Below are 17,270 nucleotides of genomic sequence, written 5' to 3'. Positions count from 1 at the left end.
GGGGCGGGCCTCACTGCCCGGTCAGCTCCCGGTAGAGGTTTATATGAAGTTTTGCAATCTTTCGGATATCGTAGTCTTCTGTAAACGGGCGGGAGAGTGCCGCGTGCTGTTCGAGCAGACTCCGGTCCTCAAGCAGTGTGCCTGCCTCCTCGAGGTTCTCAAAGTAGACAGCGGTCTCCTTGAAATTCCCGGTAAATTCGGGGATCTTCCGGGCGACGACCGGCAGACCGGTTGCAAATGCCTCCAGGGCGACCATCGGGAGACCCTCTGCGTAGGAGGGCATGAAGAATACATCGGCGCTGCAGTATGCAGCGGTGATATCGTCGACAAAACCCGTGAATATAACGTTCTTCCCGCAGCGACTCTTCTTCTCCTCGATGATACTGTAGTCCTGCGAGAACCTGCCATAAGGGAAACCGCCAACCCAGACGAACCTGGTATCCGTGTGTTCGTGTGAAAGCGCAAGAAAATCGTATATCCCCTTTCGCGGTGTCTGCTGGGCGACCGTGAGCACCACCCACTCATCCTCCCCGATCCCGTAGTTCCTCCTGAACGCTGCCCTTTTCTCGGGATCAGGCCGGAACTTATCCCGGTCAACACCGTTTGGAATCAGGGTTGTAGGAACATCCGGTGCGATCTCGCGAACCTCTTCATCGCAGAGGGGTGAGATGGTGATGATATGGTCAAAACCCTGGTAAATTTCCGGGTAAAGGCGGTTTAATCTCTCGAAGAAGGCCAGGTTACCTATATTGAGACGGGGGGTCGAGTGAGCTGTAAGCACCTTGACACCGGGACTGTAGGCCCTGTTCGCCAGTGCGAGGGGACCAAATGTGTGGTAGTGGACAAGGTCAAAGTCACGGCCGCGAGAGTTCCAGGCAACCTGCAGACAGGGTTCATCGTCCTCGATGAGGGCGCTATACAGCGTCTTTGCCAGCGTTGCGCAGCCGATGTACTTGAATAAGAGCATATCCTCGACAAAAAAGTTGACCTTCATGGATATCCCTCCACAAAGTCGATGGCGCTCCTGATACAGCCGTCCATATTGAGGTACTCAAACTGTGAGAACCTCCCGACAAGGTCGATCCTCCGTTCCCGACAGAAATCACGGACGATCGCGATGTTTTTGAGGTAATCGATGTCGTAGACGACGTAGGCAAACTTCTGCCGTTCGAGCCCGGTGTAGACGACCGTGTCATGGGATGGTATAAATCCTGCGGCGATGAGCGACTCGACGGTGTGCTCGATGACCTCATCATCGGTCATCCGGGAGACGGCATCACCCTCGTTATAGGTGATCTCGGCGAGGATCGAGGAGTGGCCCGGCGGAGCGACCGCAACGCTGTAATTTGACGGGAACGATACCCGGTTGAAGAGCCCCGTCTTCTCGTCGGGGACGTAGAGCCAGGATATATCAGGCACCTCCCCGGCAAGACCGATGAAGACCGAACAGAGCGAGTTGTAGCGGAGGGCACCGCACGCCGCCTGCACATCCGCCGGGACATCCATAAGGCAGGGGAGCAGGTGCTGGAGCGGGATCGTCGAGATCAGGCGATCGGCGTAAACGGTCTCGCGACCGTCGCTCACCGCAAACCCCCCGTTCTCCTCGCGGATAGAGGTGACGGAAAAACCTGTCCTGACAGCAGGGAGGATGGGTTCTGCGATTGCCCTGATCAGGGCCTCGATCCCTCCTCTCACCGGGTAGGAGAACACCGCCTGGTGAACGTAGCCCTCGGTCTCGATGCCGATGGCCGATTTAATGATGTCCTCGATCGGAGGGCGTGGGATCCGCCCCTCCACCCAGTGGTGCGACATCCGGTCGACGGGATAGTTCCAGACCTTCTCGTTGTAGGGGATCATGTAACACTCGGCGATACCACGTCCGAAAGTGAAGTTTATCCACTCGGCAAAGTTTGTCGGCGGCGGGACCTCGCCTTTCTCCACGGCAATGAGGTTCTTGATGAACTCATAGATGCAGAAGAAGCGATCCTCCTCAGGCAGTTGATACAGCCCGTTTTCAAAGGGGTACTTGACGCACCGGCCCTTGTAGAGGATCTTTGTGTTCCGGTTCCGGCGGTCAGCGTTATCTCTGAGGACGGAGAGCATGAAGGAGAGAACCTCGCTGTCACGGGAGAAGATTATGTGCGATCCCCCGATATCGAACGTGAAACCCGCCTCTATCCTCGAACGGCAGAGCCCCCCAATCCTATCGCTCCCCTCGAGAACGATGACCTCGCCGTCCCGATCGTGGAGCAGACGGGCCAGGGTCATACCGGTAAGGCCGCCGCCCAGTACCGCCGATTTCACGCCTATACTGTTTCACGCCAGTGCCATATATGGTTGAGCATCGGCCGCGTATGGAGGGCATCAACCCCGTAGTTCAGACCGGGTCAGAATTCAGAGATGAGGCAGTTGCACATAAACGCCAGAAGAAAACACCCTAAAAATAAACTTCTTTTGTTAAGTGGGCGTAACCCCCCAAAAGAGCGCAAACAACGAGAGTTCAGAAAGAAAAGAGCGATCAGATTGGTGCTTTACCGATCTTTTTGATCAGATTCTCAAGCACAACATCACGCATTCCCTCAACAAACTTGATGCTCCCGACAACAAGGTGACCCCCTCCGCTCACACCGGCACCGGTGATCTCGTTCCTGAGTTCACGCACCATCTGCGGGATGTTCATCATAACACCACGTGAACGCAGGACAGCAAAGTCCGGGCCGTAGCCTATCGTGACGATCGGTTCGCCGGGGTGCGCCCTGACCAGCCGGTCGTGCACCTCACCGGAGGTCTTTCCCGGCGGCGGGAAGGTGAACCGGTGAGCGAAAAGTTCCACATCGAGCATGAAGAGGCGGGCACCGTTTTCGAGCACCCGCCTCTCGGCGTGCGGCATGATGGCCTCAACCTGCTCCTCAATCGCGCGGTTCGCCTCCTCGACCAGGAGATCAACGAGTCGTTCGTGGCGCTCAGGGTTGCCCGAGAGGTTCAGGATATCTTTGACGATCTCCCTGCCATCACCAAACCTGAGCCAGAACTGCTCGTAGTCGAGAGCGAGCGCAATATCACGACAATCGTCCTCCGAATATTCCGGCGCAGCAACCGCAAGGTATCGCGCGCGTTCCGGAGCCTCGCTCCGGTCGCCGACTCCCGCAACCGCCGGCAGGTGCCGGATCTGGCTCTCAATCGCCGGGTTGACCATACGTGCGATCTCCGTCCCCAGCATCCCTGCCGTGATCCCGTAATCACCGCCAACATGGTAGGGGTTGACGTGCGCTATCAGGTAGTCGTCCACGACCTCATCGGGATGGTGGTGATCCACGACCATCACCGGGAGATCGTAGATCCTTGTCATCTTCAGCGACGGCATATCCTCCTCGGTTGAACCGTTGTCCATCAGAAGGATCAGCGGCATCTTCTGACCGTAGCGGACGCTGTCTTTGAGGGCAAAATCAAGATCCCGCGTGATGTCCTCGATCTCATAGAACGGAGCTTTCGAGGGTGCACGTTTGAAGAGGAAATACTCAGCATCAAAATCAGCGCCGCTCTCCCGGAGGAGTGCGGTCACCGCCTGCTCAATGGCGACGGCGGCGCATATACCGTCCGCATCTGCGTGGTGCCGCAGGACGATCGGACGCGACGAGAAGACCGCTTTGCGGATCTCCTTTGCCACTTTGCGCATCTGCGGCCTCAGGGCCTCAAGAACCTCGCTCTCAACCAGGAACGGGATCTCCCGGGGCTCCGCACGTTTATCAAGTGCTGCCTCGATCCGCTCCCTGACCACTGCCGCCTCCTCGGGCATCAGGACGATCATGGACCCGACCTCGATCTGGAGCTGGTTGTTGCGCTGCATCACCTCGCCGGTGACTGCAACAATGTCCCCGAGTTCGATCTCAGGATATGCACGGACTCCAGCCTCGATGAAAGCCGCTGCGTTCGCCGTGCCGGACTCGTCCACAATCGTGAAGATAGTCGGGCCTGAGGTCTGCTTGATCTGGGCAACCTCCCCCCTGATCATCACCGTTTTTCCGACCCTCTTCCCGATATCGCCAAGGAGCACAGAGGGCATCTTCTTGATCACATTCTCCGTCTGGTAGACGATCGGCGTGACCTCCTCAAGGTCGATGTTGCCATTGCTCCTGACCTGAAGGACATGAACTATGATGGGGTCGCGCTCGGTATGCTTCATCTTCACGTTGGTCTTATGAACAAGACCTTTGACCCTCTCATTTAACTGGACAAAGACGCCGAAGGGGGCAAACCCCTGTACCCACCCGAGGTAGGTCTTTCCCTCCTCCACCTCATCCAGGCCACAGGTTGCTCCAAGGCGATAAACAATTGTATCATCGGTATTTTGCATGTCAATTCTCCACATCAATCCTCGGGCACATCAGCGGTGTGGCCGGTAAGTTCATACAACCGGCACTCACCATCCCGCCTGCCCTTCGCAATGATAATATCCCCGCTCTCCAGTCGAACACTCTTTCCCGGGCGGTATACCCAGTGATCACCGCGCTTGATGGCGAGCACAACCATCCCGGTCACCGTCCCGAGCGAAGCCTCCTTTAGGGTCCTGCCCACAAGCGGCGACGACGGCTCCACGCGCATCCGCGTGATGATCTCATCGGATTCCCGGACGATCCTCTTGAAGAGCGGCGGGATCTCGATATCGCGAAGCAGCACATCCACTATCGAATGGGCTGCATCGCTGATCGCCTGCGTAAACGCTGACATGTAGAGAAGGCCGCGCAGGTGGCGAACATCATCAATCTTTCGTGCGGCCTCGAGAATCCAGAGGTCCAGGTCGTAGCGCATATCATCGAGCCTTGAGTCCAGGGAGACCACCTCGTGCGCCACCTCCTTGTTGTTGAATAGAAGGGAGGTGTAGGCCAGTCCGACAGAGAGTTCCGAGAGGTTCTTCATCTCGATGATCAGTTGAACCGCGCGATCGAGGTCGTCGACCTCACCAGTGCTCGACGGCTCTTTTCCGGGATATTCCATCATCCCAGCCATCCGGGCAAGAATCTCCTTCCCGGCCTCAGGGCCGCGTGCTATCAGGATATCGCCTGCCTCAACCCGTGTGTTCTTGTCTGGATCGTAGATCCAGCCTTTTCCACGCCGGATGGCGATCACCTGCATCCCGGTCGTGCTCTGGACCTTGAGGTCACCGAGCGTCCGGCCGGCAAGGTCGCTCCCCTGGCTGACAATGAGCCTGGTGACGATCTCCTCCGCCGCCGGCATGGCACGCCTGAGTTCTGCAGGGAACTTGATATCCTTTAAGATGAGTTTTGCCATATCCGAGGCCGAGTTAGCGATCCTCTCTGCGGCTTCGACCACCTGGAGCATACCACTCATAGCCTCGGCCTCTTCAAGCCTTCTTGTGCCGAGGACACTCTGGATCCTGGCCTGATAGACAAGGCCATTCATCCTCTCCTCAAGATTGATCACCTCGAGCGCAATCTCTTTACTCTCGAATAGGATCGCGGAGTAAGCCAGGTCGATCATCAACTCAGAGATGTCCTTCATCTCGATCAGGACTTCTTTGAAACTAACCGGCTGATATTCAACGTCAGTCATGGTCTGTTAAATTGGATTCATTTTTTCTACAGCAGCAGGTCAATCATTGCTACCAGTGCTGCTGCACCTATCAGGTCAATCAGACTCGTGATGACAGGAATCCCGAAGTTGTCGGGATCGAGACCGTAGCGGAATGAAAGACTCGCGGTGATGTACGCCACGCCGATCACCAGTGTCATGACGATCAGACCCGCCGCAAGGCTGATGATTACCAGCATTCCTGGACCGGGGCTATTTGACCCCATAAGCACCGCTGCGCCATGCGCAATGAGCGCCAGCAGTGGAAGCAGTATCAAAGTATAGAGATAGGAAATAATAAAATGATGGGCAACGTTGCCTTCGGGTATAAACGTTGGGTTGATCTCACCGGTGTGCATCCCGGTCGAGAGGCGTGATCCAAGGATGCCACCGATCGACCCGAGAATGCCCGTGAATGGCGGGATCAGGATTAGGAAGGCTGCGGTTGTCACCAGTATATCGAGGCTGGAGGAGTAGGTCAGCCCCGCCATTGTGCCGATGACGCTCAGCGGTATGAGCAGCCCGATATTTTCCCGGACAATCGGCCCGATCCCTTCCGGCCGGTGCAGGGTGTAGATTATGGTAGCGACCGTGAGACCAACCGCTACACCACCGAGAATCAGGCGTGCTAGGGGGTCAAGGAGCATGACAAAGGCCGCCGAGATCATCAGGATGGGAAGGGTTATGATATCCCCGAAGGTGGTGACGGTCGGTGCGGCGATCATGTCCAGGTCAAGGCCGTAGCGGTAACTTGCAAGGGCGATGAGCAGGGTGATCCCGGTCACCACCGTCCCGGCAAGTATGCCGGTAACAACCGAGATCAGTACAAGGTCTGTGACGCCGATCACCGGATACCCAAAGATCCGGCTCGCCGCATAGGCAAAGATGCCGAGGACGAATGCTATCAGGATTGTCACCACAAAGGAGACACGGATGTTGTCCCCGAGAACGCTCCCCTCCCCAAAATCGACGGAGAACTCCCCGAGGTGCATCGCAGAGGAGAGGCGGGAGGCAAGAACGCCGGCGATGCTCCCGCGGATATGGATGATCGAGGGCAAGAGCACCATCAGTCCCGGTATCAACAGGAGGTTTTCACGTACTGAACCAAGATATATGCCTGCTACGCTGGATGCAGCGGCACTGACCAGCAGGGCGCAGAGACCTGTAAGTATCAGGCGGCTCCCGGCAAACAGCCCCTGCTCCATCAGTATCACCATCCATCTCGATCAACTCCTGTAGGGTATCTCCAGCACCGTCAGATCGGCCGGGAGGATCACATTGCCTTTATACTGTCGCCGGGCATCGCGTATATGGTTTGTTGTTGTCGTATACCTGGAACTTATATGCACAAGCGCGAGCATATGGGCGCCCAGGGCATCGGCCGCTTCTCCCGCCTCACCGGCGGTCGAGTGCAGAACCTCACGGGCGCGCTCGCGCTCCTGGTCGTCAAATGTGGCGTCGTGGATCAGGAGATCCGCATCCCGGATCATCGTTGCGGTATCGAGACTCTCATGGAGAGGCCGCGTATCACCGGTATAGACAACTTTCCTCCCCGGCCGCGGTTCGCCCAGAACCTCTACAGGCGAGACCTCCGTCTCCACACCGCCGCGGACGATGCGAACGGTCTCACCGCGCTGCAACCGCCCGAAGAGCGGGCCGGGCGGGACGCCGAGCTCGATCGCCCGGTCGCGGTTGAACCTCCCGGGCCGTTCGTCCTCCTCAAGGAGATAGCCGAGCCCCGGGATTCCATGGAGTGTTGCAAACGCCCGAACGGTGTAGCCGTTGAATGGGACAATCGAACCGTGTTCAAGGGTGTGGGCGGTGATCGGGAAACTCCGGGTGTGGCGGCCGATCCTCTGCACCACGTCAACAAACTCACCAACCCCTGGCGGGCCATACACCGGGAGAGGTTCTGTCCTTCCTGTGAACGCAAGCGTCTCGACCAACCCAAATACGCCAAGGAAGTGATCGGCGTGCCAGTGGGTGATGAAGATGGCATCAACGGTAAACCCTGTCCTGGCGCGCATCATCTGCTGCTGGGCGCCCTCGCCGCAGTCAAAGAGCAGTGTGTCGGAGCCGCGCCGTATGAGTATACAGGAAGGGTTCCTCTGCGGCGAAGGGAGGGCGCCAGATGTGCCCAGGAAGTAGACGTGAAGCGTCTCTCCGGCTATACGAACCATCTCCTGAATGCCGCAAGGCTTCGTCTCGCCTCATCGAGATTCCGGCCCTCGATGACGACCGGGCCGGTATAATAACGGGCGATGGTCCGGCCGGCCTTCTGCCAGGGGATGGTGCCGTCACCGAGCGCCAGGTGTTCGTCCGACTGCCCGTGGTTGTCGTGGATGTGGAGGTGGTCAGCCTCTCCGATATGCGCAAGGAACGCGTCCACAAGACCGTTGGTGTTGGCGTGCCCGAGATCGAAGGTGATCCCGATCCCGGGAATACCCTCCGTAAGACCGAGGATCTCCTCGGGGTACCGGCAGAGGAAGTCTCTGATGCTGATCATGTTCTCAACGCATGCCAGGACGCCGCAATCCTCTGCCTCTTTTCCGATCTCATCAAGCGCGGCTTTCTGCTGTCTCCAGACCATATCGGGGGCAAGTTTTCCCAGCGGTGAAAGATATCCGGGGTGAATCGTCACCCGGTCGGTCAGTTCAGCCGCATAGCGGATGCAGCAGCGGATCTGGCGGATGGACTCGCGCCAGATGGGGTGGTTGAGCGAGGCGAGGTTCAAATCACTGTAAGGAGCGTGAACACTCACAAGAAGCCCGGTGCTCGCGAGACATTCCTTTATAGCAGTGAAATTCGAAGGGTTATCCAGGCGGTAGTTCCCGTCGGCGACTATCTCCCAGCCGGCGTACCCGATCTCCTCGACCCCATAGATCCAGTCAAATGACTCCCAGACTTTTGAGGAGGCGGAGAAATACGGGATGAGACTCATCCATCCACCCCTGCCAGCCGGGATAGCAGGCCGCGGACCTCTGCGGTAAACTCTTCAAGCGAACCCTCATTTTCTATCCGATAGTCCGCGAGTTCAAATGCCCGACCAAGCCCCCAGCCAAGTTCCCGCTCGTCACGGGCGCGCAGTTCATCCGGCGTGAGGGTATCATCCGGCCTGCCGCGTTTCGCGAGGCGCCGGTAACGCGTCTCAAAACTCGAGTCGATCGCGATGAGCGTGAAATCCGGAAAATGCTCCCGGAAGACCGCAACCTCCCGGTCACCCCGGATACCGTCCACCAGCACCACCGGAGCGTCCTGTGACTCGATGATGGGGATTGTGAGACGGGCGATTGCACCCATGCCGAGGTCGGTGCGCACCTGCGCCGAGATCGCACCAAGGTTTTCGTCTGTGGGGGGGAGCCCGGCTTCTCTTGCCCGTTCACGTATCACGTCCCCCATGACCACGACAGGTATCCCGAGCTCGCGGGCGATCCTTGAGACCTCTCCTTTCCCGCTTCCGGGCATACCAACGATTCCAATGACCTTCATCCGGTTCCTCCATACATCCAGAACAGCGGGCCTTGCCGGCGGCGCGGGTTGCGGCGACCGCCACAAACGTCTCCTTAACGGTTGCGTTCCAGACGATATTATGCTTAACGTCAGTTACCGCGACGGATCGTAGACGACCTCTCCGTCCTCCCGCGTGCGGATACGTAGCCGCCGGGCAAGCGGCGCAGCCAAAGTCTTGAGTTCCTGGTGGCTGAATGGGACAAACCCAGCGGTCACACCCTGCTGGAGGACAAGGTCGAGGTCGCCGGCCGCTTTTGCGATCTCGGGGAGTTCGGCCTCGTGACCCCGGAATAGGGTTACCACGATCTCGCAGGTCTCAAGGCTGCCAGTGGCCTTTGCCCGTTTGCATGCGGCGAGGGACTGTTTCACCGCATCTGCGGCTTGGAGTTTCAGCAGGTCATCGTAGCGGTCCCAGGTCGTCTTGATGTCAAGCGCGATCATGTCCACCAGCCGTTCTTCTATGAGTTTCTCGATCACGCTGGGGAAGACGCCGTTTGTGTGCAGCCCCACGGAGAACCCCATTTTGCGGGCGGCGGCAGCAAGGTAGGCGAGCGCCTGTCCCTGCATGGTGGGTTCGCCGCCTGAGAAGACCACGGCACCTGCAACCATGCGTGAACCCCGGATCATATCGACGATCTCGTCGGCATCGCGGATATCCTCGCCGCCCTGGATGGCGATGTTGTGGCAGTAGAAGCAGCGCGCGGGGCATCCTCTCAGGAAGACGGTGCATGCCGCCCTTCCGTGCCAGTCAACGGTGCTTAGGGGGACAAATCCTCCGAAGTTTACATACATCTGATCACGTTGTAAGAGAGGGGTGGGTGCTTATTTCTTGTAATCATTGGGTTTCCGGCTACGAAATAACACCTGAATAATCTTAAATCAAGTTTACTTGTCAAGCGATCAAGTCCATTTTAGCCCGATTTCAAAAAAACAAGGCTTTATCACCTTATTTCATCCAATATAGGTTCATGGGTCTCATAGAAGATGCCCGGCGCGGCGTCATCACTGAAGAGATGCGCACCGTTGCGAGAGTGGAGGGTGTAACCGAAGATTTTGTCAGGCGCGGTGTGGCCGAGGGGCACATAGTCATCCCGGTATCCCCCTACCGGAAGGTGAAGATCTGCGGTATCGGCGAGGGGCTTCGCACAAAGGTCAACGCGAGTATAGGCACGTCATCGGACATCGTCGATATCGATATGGAGGTGGAAAAGGCACGGCAGGCCGAACGCGCCGGTGCCGATACACTGATGGAACTCTCGACCGGCGGGGATTTTACGGAGATCCGGCGCCGTGTCATCGAGGCGACCAGCCTCTCGGTGGGCTCGGTGCCGCTCTACCAGGCTTTCATCGAGGCCGCCAGGAAGTATGGGGCGGTCGTTAACATGGAGGAGGATGACCTCTTCCGGATCACGGCGGAGCAAGCGAAGGCCGGGACCAACTTCATGGCGATCCATACGGGGATAAACTACGAGACGATGAAACGCCTGCAGAACCAGGGGCGGCACGGCGGGCTTGTCTCACGGGGCGGGGCGTTCATGACCGCCTGGATGCTCCACAACGAGAAGGAGAACCCGCTCTATGCGGAGTTTGACTACCTTCTTGAGATCCTCAAGGAACACGAGGTCACGCTATCTTTCGGCAACGGTATGCGGGCAGGTGCGATTCACGACGCAACCGATCGCGCCCAGATCCAGGAACTGCTCATAAACGCGGAACTTGCCGATAAGGCGCACGCGGAGGGTGTGCAGTCGATCATTGAGGGGCCGGGGCATATCCCGATCGACGAGATCGAGGCAAACGTCATAATCCAGAAGCGGGTTACGAACCGAAAACCGTTCTATATGCTAGGTCCTCTGGTCACCGATGTCGCGCCAGGATATGACGACCGTGTGGCAGCCATAGGTGCCGCTCTCTCCTCGTCATATGGTGCTGACTTTATCTGCTATGTGACGCCCGCAGAGCACCTGGCGCTACCCACACCCGAGGAGGTCTACGAGGGCGTCATCAGTGCACGTATCGCCGCCCACGTTGGGGATATGGTCAAACTCAAGAAGCGTGACGCTGACCTGGAGATGGGCCATGCACGCCGCGATCTCGACTGGGAGCGGCAGTTTGCGGTCGCGATCAACCCCGAACGTGCCAGGGCGATCCGACAGGAGAGGATGCCCGCCGATGCCGATGCATGTACGATGTGCGGGGACTACTGTGCGTTAAAGATTGTCGGGCGGCACTTCAACTTCTGATAGACGGGCGCTGGATGCCATCCGTGCCAATTATTTTCAGCCAGGGGAAAGGATACATCATGAAACCCGATACCGAAAAACTTGTAGAAGATTTCCTTGCTCAGACCGACGACCTCAGCGATGAGATCACAGAGGATGTCCGGGAGATGCTCGGGGTTGTGCCTTTCATCTTCGGGGTGCTGCGCAAACGCCCTGAGGTCTTTGCTCTCTCCGCTCTTGCCGATTATCGGATCTCCCGGCCTGATTCTCTCGACCCGAAGGTTGCTGAGCTGGTTGCCGTTGCGGCCGCGGCAGGCGCAGGAGCGGAGAGTTGCCTGAAGGTTCACATGGGGGCCGCGCTGAAGGAGGGTGCCTCGCCGGAACAGATCCTGGATGTCCTCCTGATCGCCGGAATGATAGGCAAGACACGCATCCTTGCCACCACCCTACGCCAGTTCAGGGATGTCTGTGGTGAGGGGGGAGGCGGGCGGGAGTAGACGGACGGACCGCCACCCGTGCCTTCGACAACATCTGTCCGGGAGCGGAGACAGGATTTTGGCAGGGTCTTCACGTTGACGGCAGAGAGAGGCTCTCTCCCCTGGAACTGTATAGAGGGGGAATCACCCGTGGGGGAGGGGCTCGCCGGTGGAGGGGGATGGAAACATCCCCCTCCCCTGTCTCATGCATCTCTGATTGAACGGTGTTCATAGACCACCCCCACCTCCCGGCGCGTTCCGCGCCTCCTCCCGCCCCCTTCCGAGGGGGCGGGCAGTATGGGGCGATAGCACCGATGGCCGTGCCAGGGGATAGAGACAGGATTTCGGCAGGGTCTTCACATCAAGCCGTGGAGATGCTCTTCCCCGGCAGTGCATCGATGGGATATCGCCCCGTGGGGGAGGGGCTGACGGGGAGGGGGATGGGACATCCCCCTCCCCTGTCTCATGCGTCTCCGATTGAACGGTGTTCATAGACCACCCCCCACCTCCCGGCCGCAGGAGGCCTAAAACCCGGTGTATGAGAGTTGTCTGCCAGTTCTTCCGCTCAACAAGGCATATTTTATGGTCTGATTCAGCCAATCATTCATTTAATGCGGTTGACAAAGGCTGAACTCCGTATGAAGGCAAAGGAGGCCCGCTCCCGCCTCTCCCCTGAAGAGATCGCCAGATACAGTGCCAGCATCGAGCGCAGGCTTATCGAGGTTCTTGACGGGTTTACGACTGTCATGGTCTACGTCTCAAAACCGCCGGAGGTCGAGACCCACGGCCTGATAGCGGCCTTAAACAGCCGGAGTGTCCGCGTCGTCGTTCCTATCATAGAGAGGGAGACCCGCAGCCTCCGTCTCTCCGCCCTCCCTGACCCCGCTGTCCTTGTCCAGAGCACGTTCAACGTCCCGGAACCGATCGGCCACGAGATCCCGGTAAGGCCGGAAAACATCCAGGCGGTCGTTGTCCCGATGCTTGGCTTCGATTCTAAGGGGAACCGCCTTGGATACGGTGCGGGTTACTACGATCGTTTCCTCCAGCGATATCCGCACCCCAAAAAGATTGGGATAGCCTTTTCCTGTCAGCAGGTGGAGAGCATCCCTGCTGACGAAAACGATATAATGATGGACTTCATTATCACGGAAAAAGTGATCATAGAAACCACTGGCAGCGACGCCCTATAGAAAACTATATATATTAATTAACGCTTACCTATGGTAAGCAAGGAGACAGGAGTCAATTACAATGACCAATAATAATTCCATTGAAGTTACAGTCAAAGAGGCGGCTCATGAAGACGTAGGCCGGGGAATTGCCAGGCTGAGTCTTGACGCCATGAAGGCGCTCAATCTCGTCAGCGGCGATGTTATCGAGATCGAGGGGCGCCAGAAAGCGGCGACACTGGTCTGGCCGGGTTTCCCCCAGGATACGGGAAAGGCGGTCCTTCGTATCGATGGAAACACCCGCGGCAACGTCGGGGCCGGCATCGACGACAAGGTCCGGATCAGAAAGATTGAGGCAGGATACGCAAAGAAGGTCGTCATCCAGCCCACCCAGCCCATACGCCTGGTTGGCGGCGAGCAGTACCTCGGGCGGCTCCTCCGCGGCCGTCCGGTCACCGAGGGGCAGCTCATCCGGATCAACATCCTGGGCAACCCGCTCACGTTCGCGGTCGCCAAGGTGTTACCGAAGGGCGTGGCCATCGTCACCGATAGCACCGAGATCGAACTGAAGGAGACACCCTACGAACCGGCGAAGGCACCAAAACGCGGTCGTGAGATTGCGGGCGACATCCACTACGAGGACATCGGTGGTCTGGACCGCGAGCTGCAGCTCGTCCGTGAGATGATCGAGCTCCCGCTGCGTCACCCCGAACTCTTCGAGCGTCTCGGGATCGAGCCTCCAAAGGGTGTCCTCCTCTACGGCCCGCCGGGCACGGGTAAGACACTGATCGCAAAAGCGGTAGCAAACGAGGTGGATGCGCACTTCATCACCCTCTCGGGTCCCGAGATCATGAGCAAGTACTACGGCGAGTCCGAGGAGCGCCTGCGTGAGGTCTTTGAAGAGGCACAGGAGAACGCGCCTTCGATCATCTTCATTGATGAGATCGATGCGATCGCACCCAAGCGTGAAGAGGTAAAAGGAGAAGTGGAGCGGCGGATCGTTGCCCAGCTCCTCGCACTGATGGACGGGTTGAAGTCCCGCGGGCAGGTGGTGGTGATCGCCGCAACTAACCTGCCTGACCTGATCGACCCCGCACTCAGGCGCGGCGGCCGGTTCGACCGTGAGATCGAGATCGGGATCCCGGACACAAAGGGCAGGCTGGAGATCTTCCAGATCCACACACGCGGCATGCCGCTTGCAGATGACGTGGATCTCGAGGAGTATGCCCGAACCACACACGGTTTCGTCGGTGCCGATATCGCTCTGCTCGCAAAGGAGGCAGCGATGCACGCTCTCCGCCGTGTCATCCCCCAGATCAAGATCGAGGAGGAGATCCCGGCCGAGATCATCGAGCAGCTCCGCGTGACAAACGAGGATTTCATCGAGGCGCACAAGCACGTTGAGCCAAGCGCTATGCGTGAGGTGCTCGTTGAGGTCCCGGACGTCAAGTGGGAGGATGTTGGAGGCCTCGAAGATGTCAAGCAGGAGCTTTCTGAAGCCATTGAGTGGCCGCTCAAGTACCCCGAGGCCTTCTCAGCCCTGGACACCAAACCGCCACGTGGCATCCTCCTCTACGGCCCGCCGGGCACGGGTAAGACCCTGCTTGCAAAAGCGGTTGCAAACGAGAGTGAGTGCAACTTTATCTCTGTCAAAGGCCCGGAACTCCTCTCGAAGTGGGTCGGGGAATCGGAGCGCGGTGTGCGTCAGATATTCCGGAAAGCACGGCAAGCGGCACCGTCGATCATATTCTTCGACGAGATTGATGCTCTGGTTCCGAAACGCGGAACGTATATGGGCTCATCCCATGTGACCGAGAGCGTTGTAAGCCAGATCCTGACGGAGCTCGACGGTCTTGTGGAGCTCAAGAACGTCATGGTTCTTGGCGCTACCAACCGCCCGGACATGCTGGATGAGGCGCTGCTTCGCCCCGGCAGGCTTGACAGGGTCATATACGTCCCGCCGCCAGACAGGGAGAGCAGGAAGAAGATCTTTGAGGTCTACCTCCGGAACAAGGATATACTGGCAAAAGACGTCAACATCGACGAACTGGTCGATAGGACGGAGGGGTATGTCGGTGCTGACATAGAGGCGCTCGTCCGCGAGGCGAAACTGGCCGCAATGCGCGAGTTCATCACTGCAATGGGCGAAAAGAGTGAGGAGGAGCGGCGCCAGGCGATCGGCAACGTCAGGATCACGAAGAAGCACTTCGAGGAGGCCCTCGGCCGCGTGAAGGGCACGCTCGATCTCGAACACCTGGAAGATTACGAGCGCCAGGCCTGGAAGTTCCTCTACAACCAGGAGCAGCGGTCGCTGCTCGAGGAGGCCAGCTCGATGATCAAACGTGCCAGGCTGCAGGAGACCGACAAGACCGAACAGGAAGTCAAAGATCTCACAAGCGCCCTCAAAAATGCGGTATACGCAAGGAAGAAGGACTTTGGCGAGATCAAGCGCCTCACAGAGGACTTGAAGAAGAAACTGGAACGTCCGATGGCTCAGATGGGCACGGCCTTCTGAGGAGGTATCCCCAGCAGCCCGTGAGGCCCTCTATCCGGGGGTCCAGCAGGGCCCCCACCCTCAGATGCGATTGGGGTGAGCGCGACACCGGGAGACACCTTTGAACTGATCAACGCACCGATAAGACGCCTCATGGAGCACTAGGAACCGGGCAGGACGATTGCATGCGGTTTCAGGATCGGTGTTAAGGGCGTCGGGAATAGCCAGGCAGGAGAAGACGGGATCGATCCACCGGATGAAGAGGTTGAAACCATCGGGATGAACATGGAGCCGACAGTCGAGATCTACACGACCGATAACGATGTAACGGTTGCAGCAGACCTTCCTGGATTTGAGGAGCATGAGATCCGGCTGCTGTTCATCAACGGCACACTGACGATCATTGCAGGTGAGAGCCAGGTGGCCTCGATCGATTTGCCGCCGGTGGATCCGGACTCGATGGAGTCAAGATACAGGCACGGAGTTCTAGAGGTCAGGTTTTCAAGGGGCAGACCGATCAGGATCGATTGATCGTCTGTCTGCCCCGCTGGAACAGCCGGTGAGGTGGGAGCCCCACGAGCAACCTATTTTTGAGGGCAACAACACTTACATATACAGTGTACCTATCATCTACTCATAGGGCATAGGGGCATCCGGCCCGTTCAACCAGTGGTGAAGAATTATGGTTAAGACTACTGTATCCGTGATTAAAGCAGACGTAGGCAGTTTTCCGGGACATTCCCGAACTCACCCGAAGATCCTCGAGGCAGCCGCCCGGCGGCTTAAAGAGGCAGAAGGCAACCTCATCATCGACTCCTATGTCACCCACTGCGGTGACGACCTGGAGCTTATCATGACTCATACCAGGGGTGAGGACGATGAAGAGATCCACAGGCTGGCCTGGGACATATTTATGGAGTGTGCCGGGATTGCCAGGGAGATGAAACTCTACGGCGCCGGCCAGGACCTGCTCGGCGATTCGTTCAGCGGCAACGTCAAGGGTATGGGGCCCGGTGTTGCCGAGATGGAGTTTGAGGAGCGTGGATCTGATCCCGTCCTGATCTTCATGGCCGACAAGACAGAGCCTGGAGCCTGGAACTACTTCCTTTACAAGATCTTTGCCGACCCCTTCAACACGTCCGGTCTCGTCATCGACCCCTCGCTCCACGAGGGATTCATATTCGAGGTCCATGATGTCATGGAGAAGAGGAGGATCAGGTTCAGTACGCCGGAGGAGTCCTACAGCCTCCTGGCCTATATCGGGGCACCGAGCCGCTACGTGATCAAGTATGTCTGGAAGAAGAACGGCATTATCGCGGCTTCCACCAGCACACAGCGGCTGAGCCTGATTGCCGGGCGCTATGTCGGCAAGGACGACCCTGTCATGATCATCAGGGCGCAGAGCGGGTTCCCGGCGGTTGGTGAGGTTCTCGACCCATTCAGGACACCAATCCTTGTGGCGGGCTGGATGCGCGGCTCACATCACGGGCCGTTCATGCCCGTGGGTGTCTGTGATGCAAACTGCACACAGTTCGATGGGCCGCCACGGGTCATCTGCCTCGGGTTCCAGGTCTGCAACGGCAGGCTGATCGGGCCTGCGGATATGTTCGACGACCCGGCATTTGACGGTGTCCGCCTGCAGTGCTGTGAACTCTCCAATATGATGAGGGCCCATGGACCTTTCGAGCCGCACCGACTCTCCCTGAGCGAGATGGAGTACACCACCCTCCCAGCTGTCGAGAAAGAGTTTAAAGACCGCTGGGAAGATATCCCAAAGTAATTTTTTGAGACACTCTCCTGAAATCTTGTG

At 58.0% G+C, this 17,270-nt stretch carries 15 protein-coding genes; 6 read left to right on the top strand and 9 right to left on the bottom strand.

From position 1 onward, the window contains the following. Positions 1-10: 10 nt before the first annotated feature. The 9 genes from R6Y96_RS06405 to R6Y96_RS06365 all read right to left on the bottom strand — a co-directional run bounded on the left by R6Y96_RS06405 (position 11) and on the right by R6Y96_RS06365 (position 9,891). The gene (locus R6Y96_RS06405) at positions 11-994 is read right to left on the bottom strand and encodes a glycosyltransferase family 4 protein (RefSeq protein ID WP_318620415.1); all 984 of its coding nucleotides are present in this window, start codon (positions 992-994) and stop codon (positions 11-13) included. Then, the gene (locus R6Y96_RS06400; protein WP_318620414.1) at positions 991-2,304 is read right to left on the bottom strand and encodes a protoporphyrinogen/coproporphyrinogen oxidase; all 1,314 of its coding nucleotides are present in this window, start codon (positions 2,302-2,304) and stop codon (positions 991-993) included. The genes R6Y96_RS06405 and R6Y96_RS06400 overlap by 4 nt, the downstream gene beginning before the upstream one ends. A gap of 214 nt (positions 2,305-2,518) precedes the next feature. Beyond that, entirely contained in the window at positions 2,519-4,354 is a 1,836-nt protein-coding gene (locus R6Y96_RS06395) for a DHH family phosphoesterase (RefSeq protein ID WP_318620413.1), read from the bottom strand. 14 nt (positions 4,355-4,368) lie between these two features. Then, a complete protein-coding gene (locus tag R6Y96_RS06390; protein WP_318620411.1) occupies positions 4,369-5,571 on the bottom strand; it encodes a potassium channel family protein in 1,203 nt (400 codons plus the stop codon). Positions 5,572-5,597: 26 nt separating this feature from the next. Continuing rightward, positions 5,598-6,806, bottom strand: coding sequence for a magnesium transporter (locus tag R6Y96_RS06385; protein WP_318620409.1), 1,209 nt, complete (start codon positions 6,804-6,806; stop codon positions 5,598-5,600). Between the two features lie 9 nt (positions 6,807-6,815). Continuing rightward, positions 6,816-7,769 carry a ribonuclease Z gene (gene rnz / locus R6Y96_RS06380; protein WP_318620407.1) on the bottom strand — a complete coding sequence of 318 codons (954 nt, stop codon included), beginning with the start codon at positions 7,767-7,769 and terminating at the stop codon, positions 6,816-6,818. Then, on the bottom strand, positions 7,757-8,530 hold the full coding sequence (locus R6Y96_RS06375; RefSeq protein ID WP_318620406.1) for a sugar phosphate isomerase/epimerase family protein: 774 nt from the start codon (positions 8,528-8,530) through the stop codon (positions 7,757-7,759). The genes rnz and R6Y96_RS06375 overlap by 13 nt, the downstream gene beginning before the upstream one ends. Continuing rightward, complete coding sequence (locus R6Y96_RS06370) at positions 8,527-9,078, bottom strand: dephospho-CoA kinase (protein WP_318620404.1); 552 nt, start codon at positions 9,076-9,078, stop codon at positions 8,527-8,529. The genes R6Y96_RS06375 and R6Y96_RS06370 overlap by 4 nt, the downstream gene beginning before the upstream one ends. 114 nt (positions 9,079-9,192) lie before the next feature. Continuing rightward, positions 9,193-9,891, bottom strand: coding sequence for an anaerobic ribonucleoside-triphosphate reductase activating protein (locus tag R6Y96_RS06365; protein WP_318620403.1), 699 nt, complete (start codon positions 9,889-9,891; stop codon positions 9,193-9,195). A gap of 176 nt (positions 9,892-10,067) precedes the next feature. Here R6Y96_RS06365 and thiC point away from each other — a divergent pair, with 176 nt between their 5' ends. The 6 genes from thiC to fbp all read left to right on the top strand — a co-directional run bounded on the left by thiC (position 10,068) and on the right by fbp (position 17,240). Continuing rightward, complete coding sequence (gene thiC / locus R6Y96_RS06360) at positions 10,068-11,342, top strand: phosphomethylpyrimidine synthase ThiC (protein ID WP_318620402.1); 1,275 nt, start codon at positions 10,068-10,070, stop codon at positions 11,340-11,342. 59 nt (positions 11,343-11,401) lie between these two features. Further along, entirely contained in the window at positions 11,402-11,818 is a 417-nt protein-coding gene (locus tag R6Y96_RS06355) for a carboxymuconolactone decarboxylase family protein (RefSeq protein ID WP_318620401.1), read from the top strand. A 590-nt stretch (positions 11,819-12,408) separates the two neighbouring features. Continuing rightward, entirely contained in the window at positions 12,409-12,987 is a 579-nt protein-coding gene (locus tag R6Y96_RS06350; protein WP_318620400.1) for a 5-formyltetrahydrofolate cyclo-ligase, read from the top strand. Positions 12,988-13,048: 61 nt separating this feature from the next. Further along, complete coding sequence (locus R6Y96_RS06345) at positions 13,049-15,481, top strand: CDC48 family AAA ATPase (protein WP_318620399.1); 2,433 nt, start codon at positions 13,049-13,051, stop codon at positions 15,479-15,481. A gap of 264 nt (positions 15,482-15,745) precedes the next feature. Next, positions 15,746-15,991 carry an Hsp20/alpha crystallin family protein gene (locus R6Y96_RS06340; protein ID WP_318620398.1) on the top strand — a complete coding sequence of 82 codons (246 nt, stop codon included), beginning with the start codon at positions 15,746-15,748 and terminating at the stop codon, positions 15,989-15,991. Between the two features lie 151 nt (positions 15,992-16,142). After that, complete coding sequence (gene fbp, locus R6Y96_RS06335) at positions 16,143-17,240, top strand: fructose-1,6-bisphosphate aldolase/phosphatase (protein ID WP_318620397.1); 1,098 nt, start codon at positions 16,143-16,145, stop codon at positions 17,238-17,240. The last annotated feature ends 30 nt before the right edge of the window (positions 17,241-17,270 follow it).

This window comes from Methanoculleus receptaculi (genome assembly GCF_033472595.1).
GTDB lineage: Archaea > Halobacteriota > Methanomicrobia > Methanomicrobiales > Methanoculleaceae > Methanoculleus > Methanoculleus receptaculi.
This window is presented reverse-complemented; position numbering and strand designations above follow the sequence as displayed.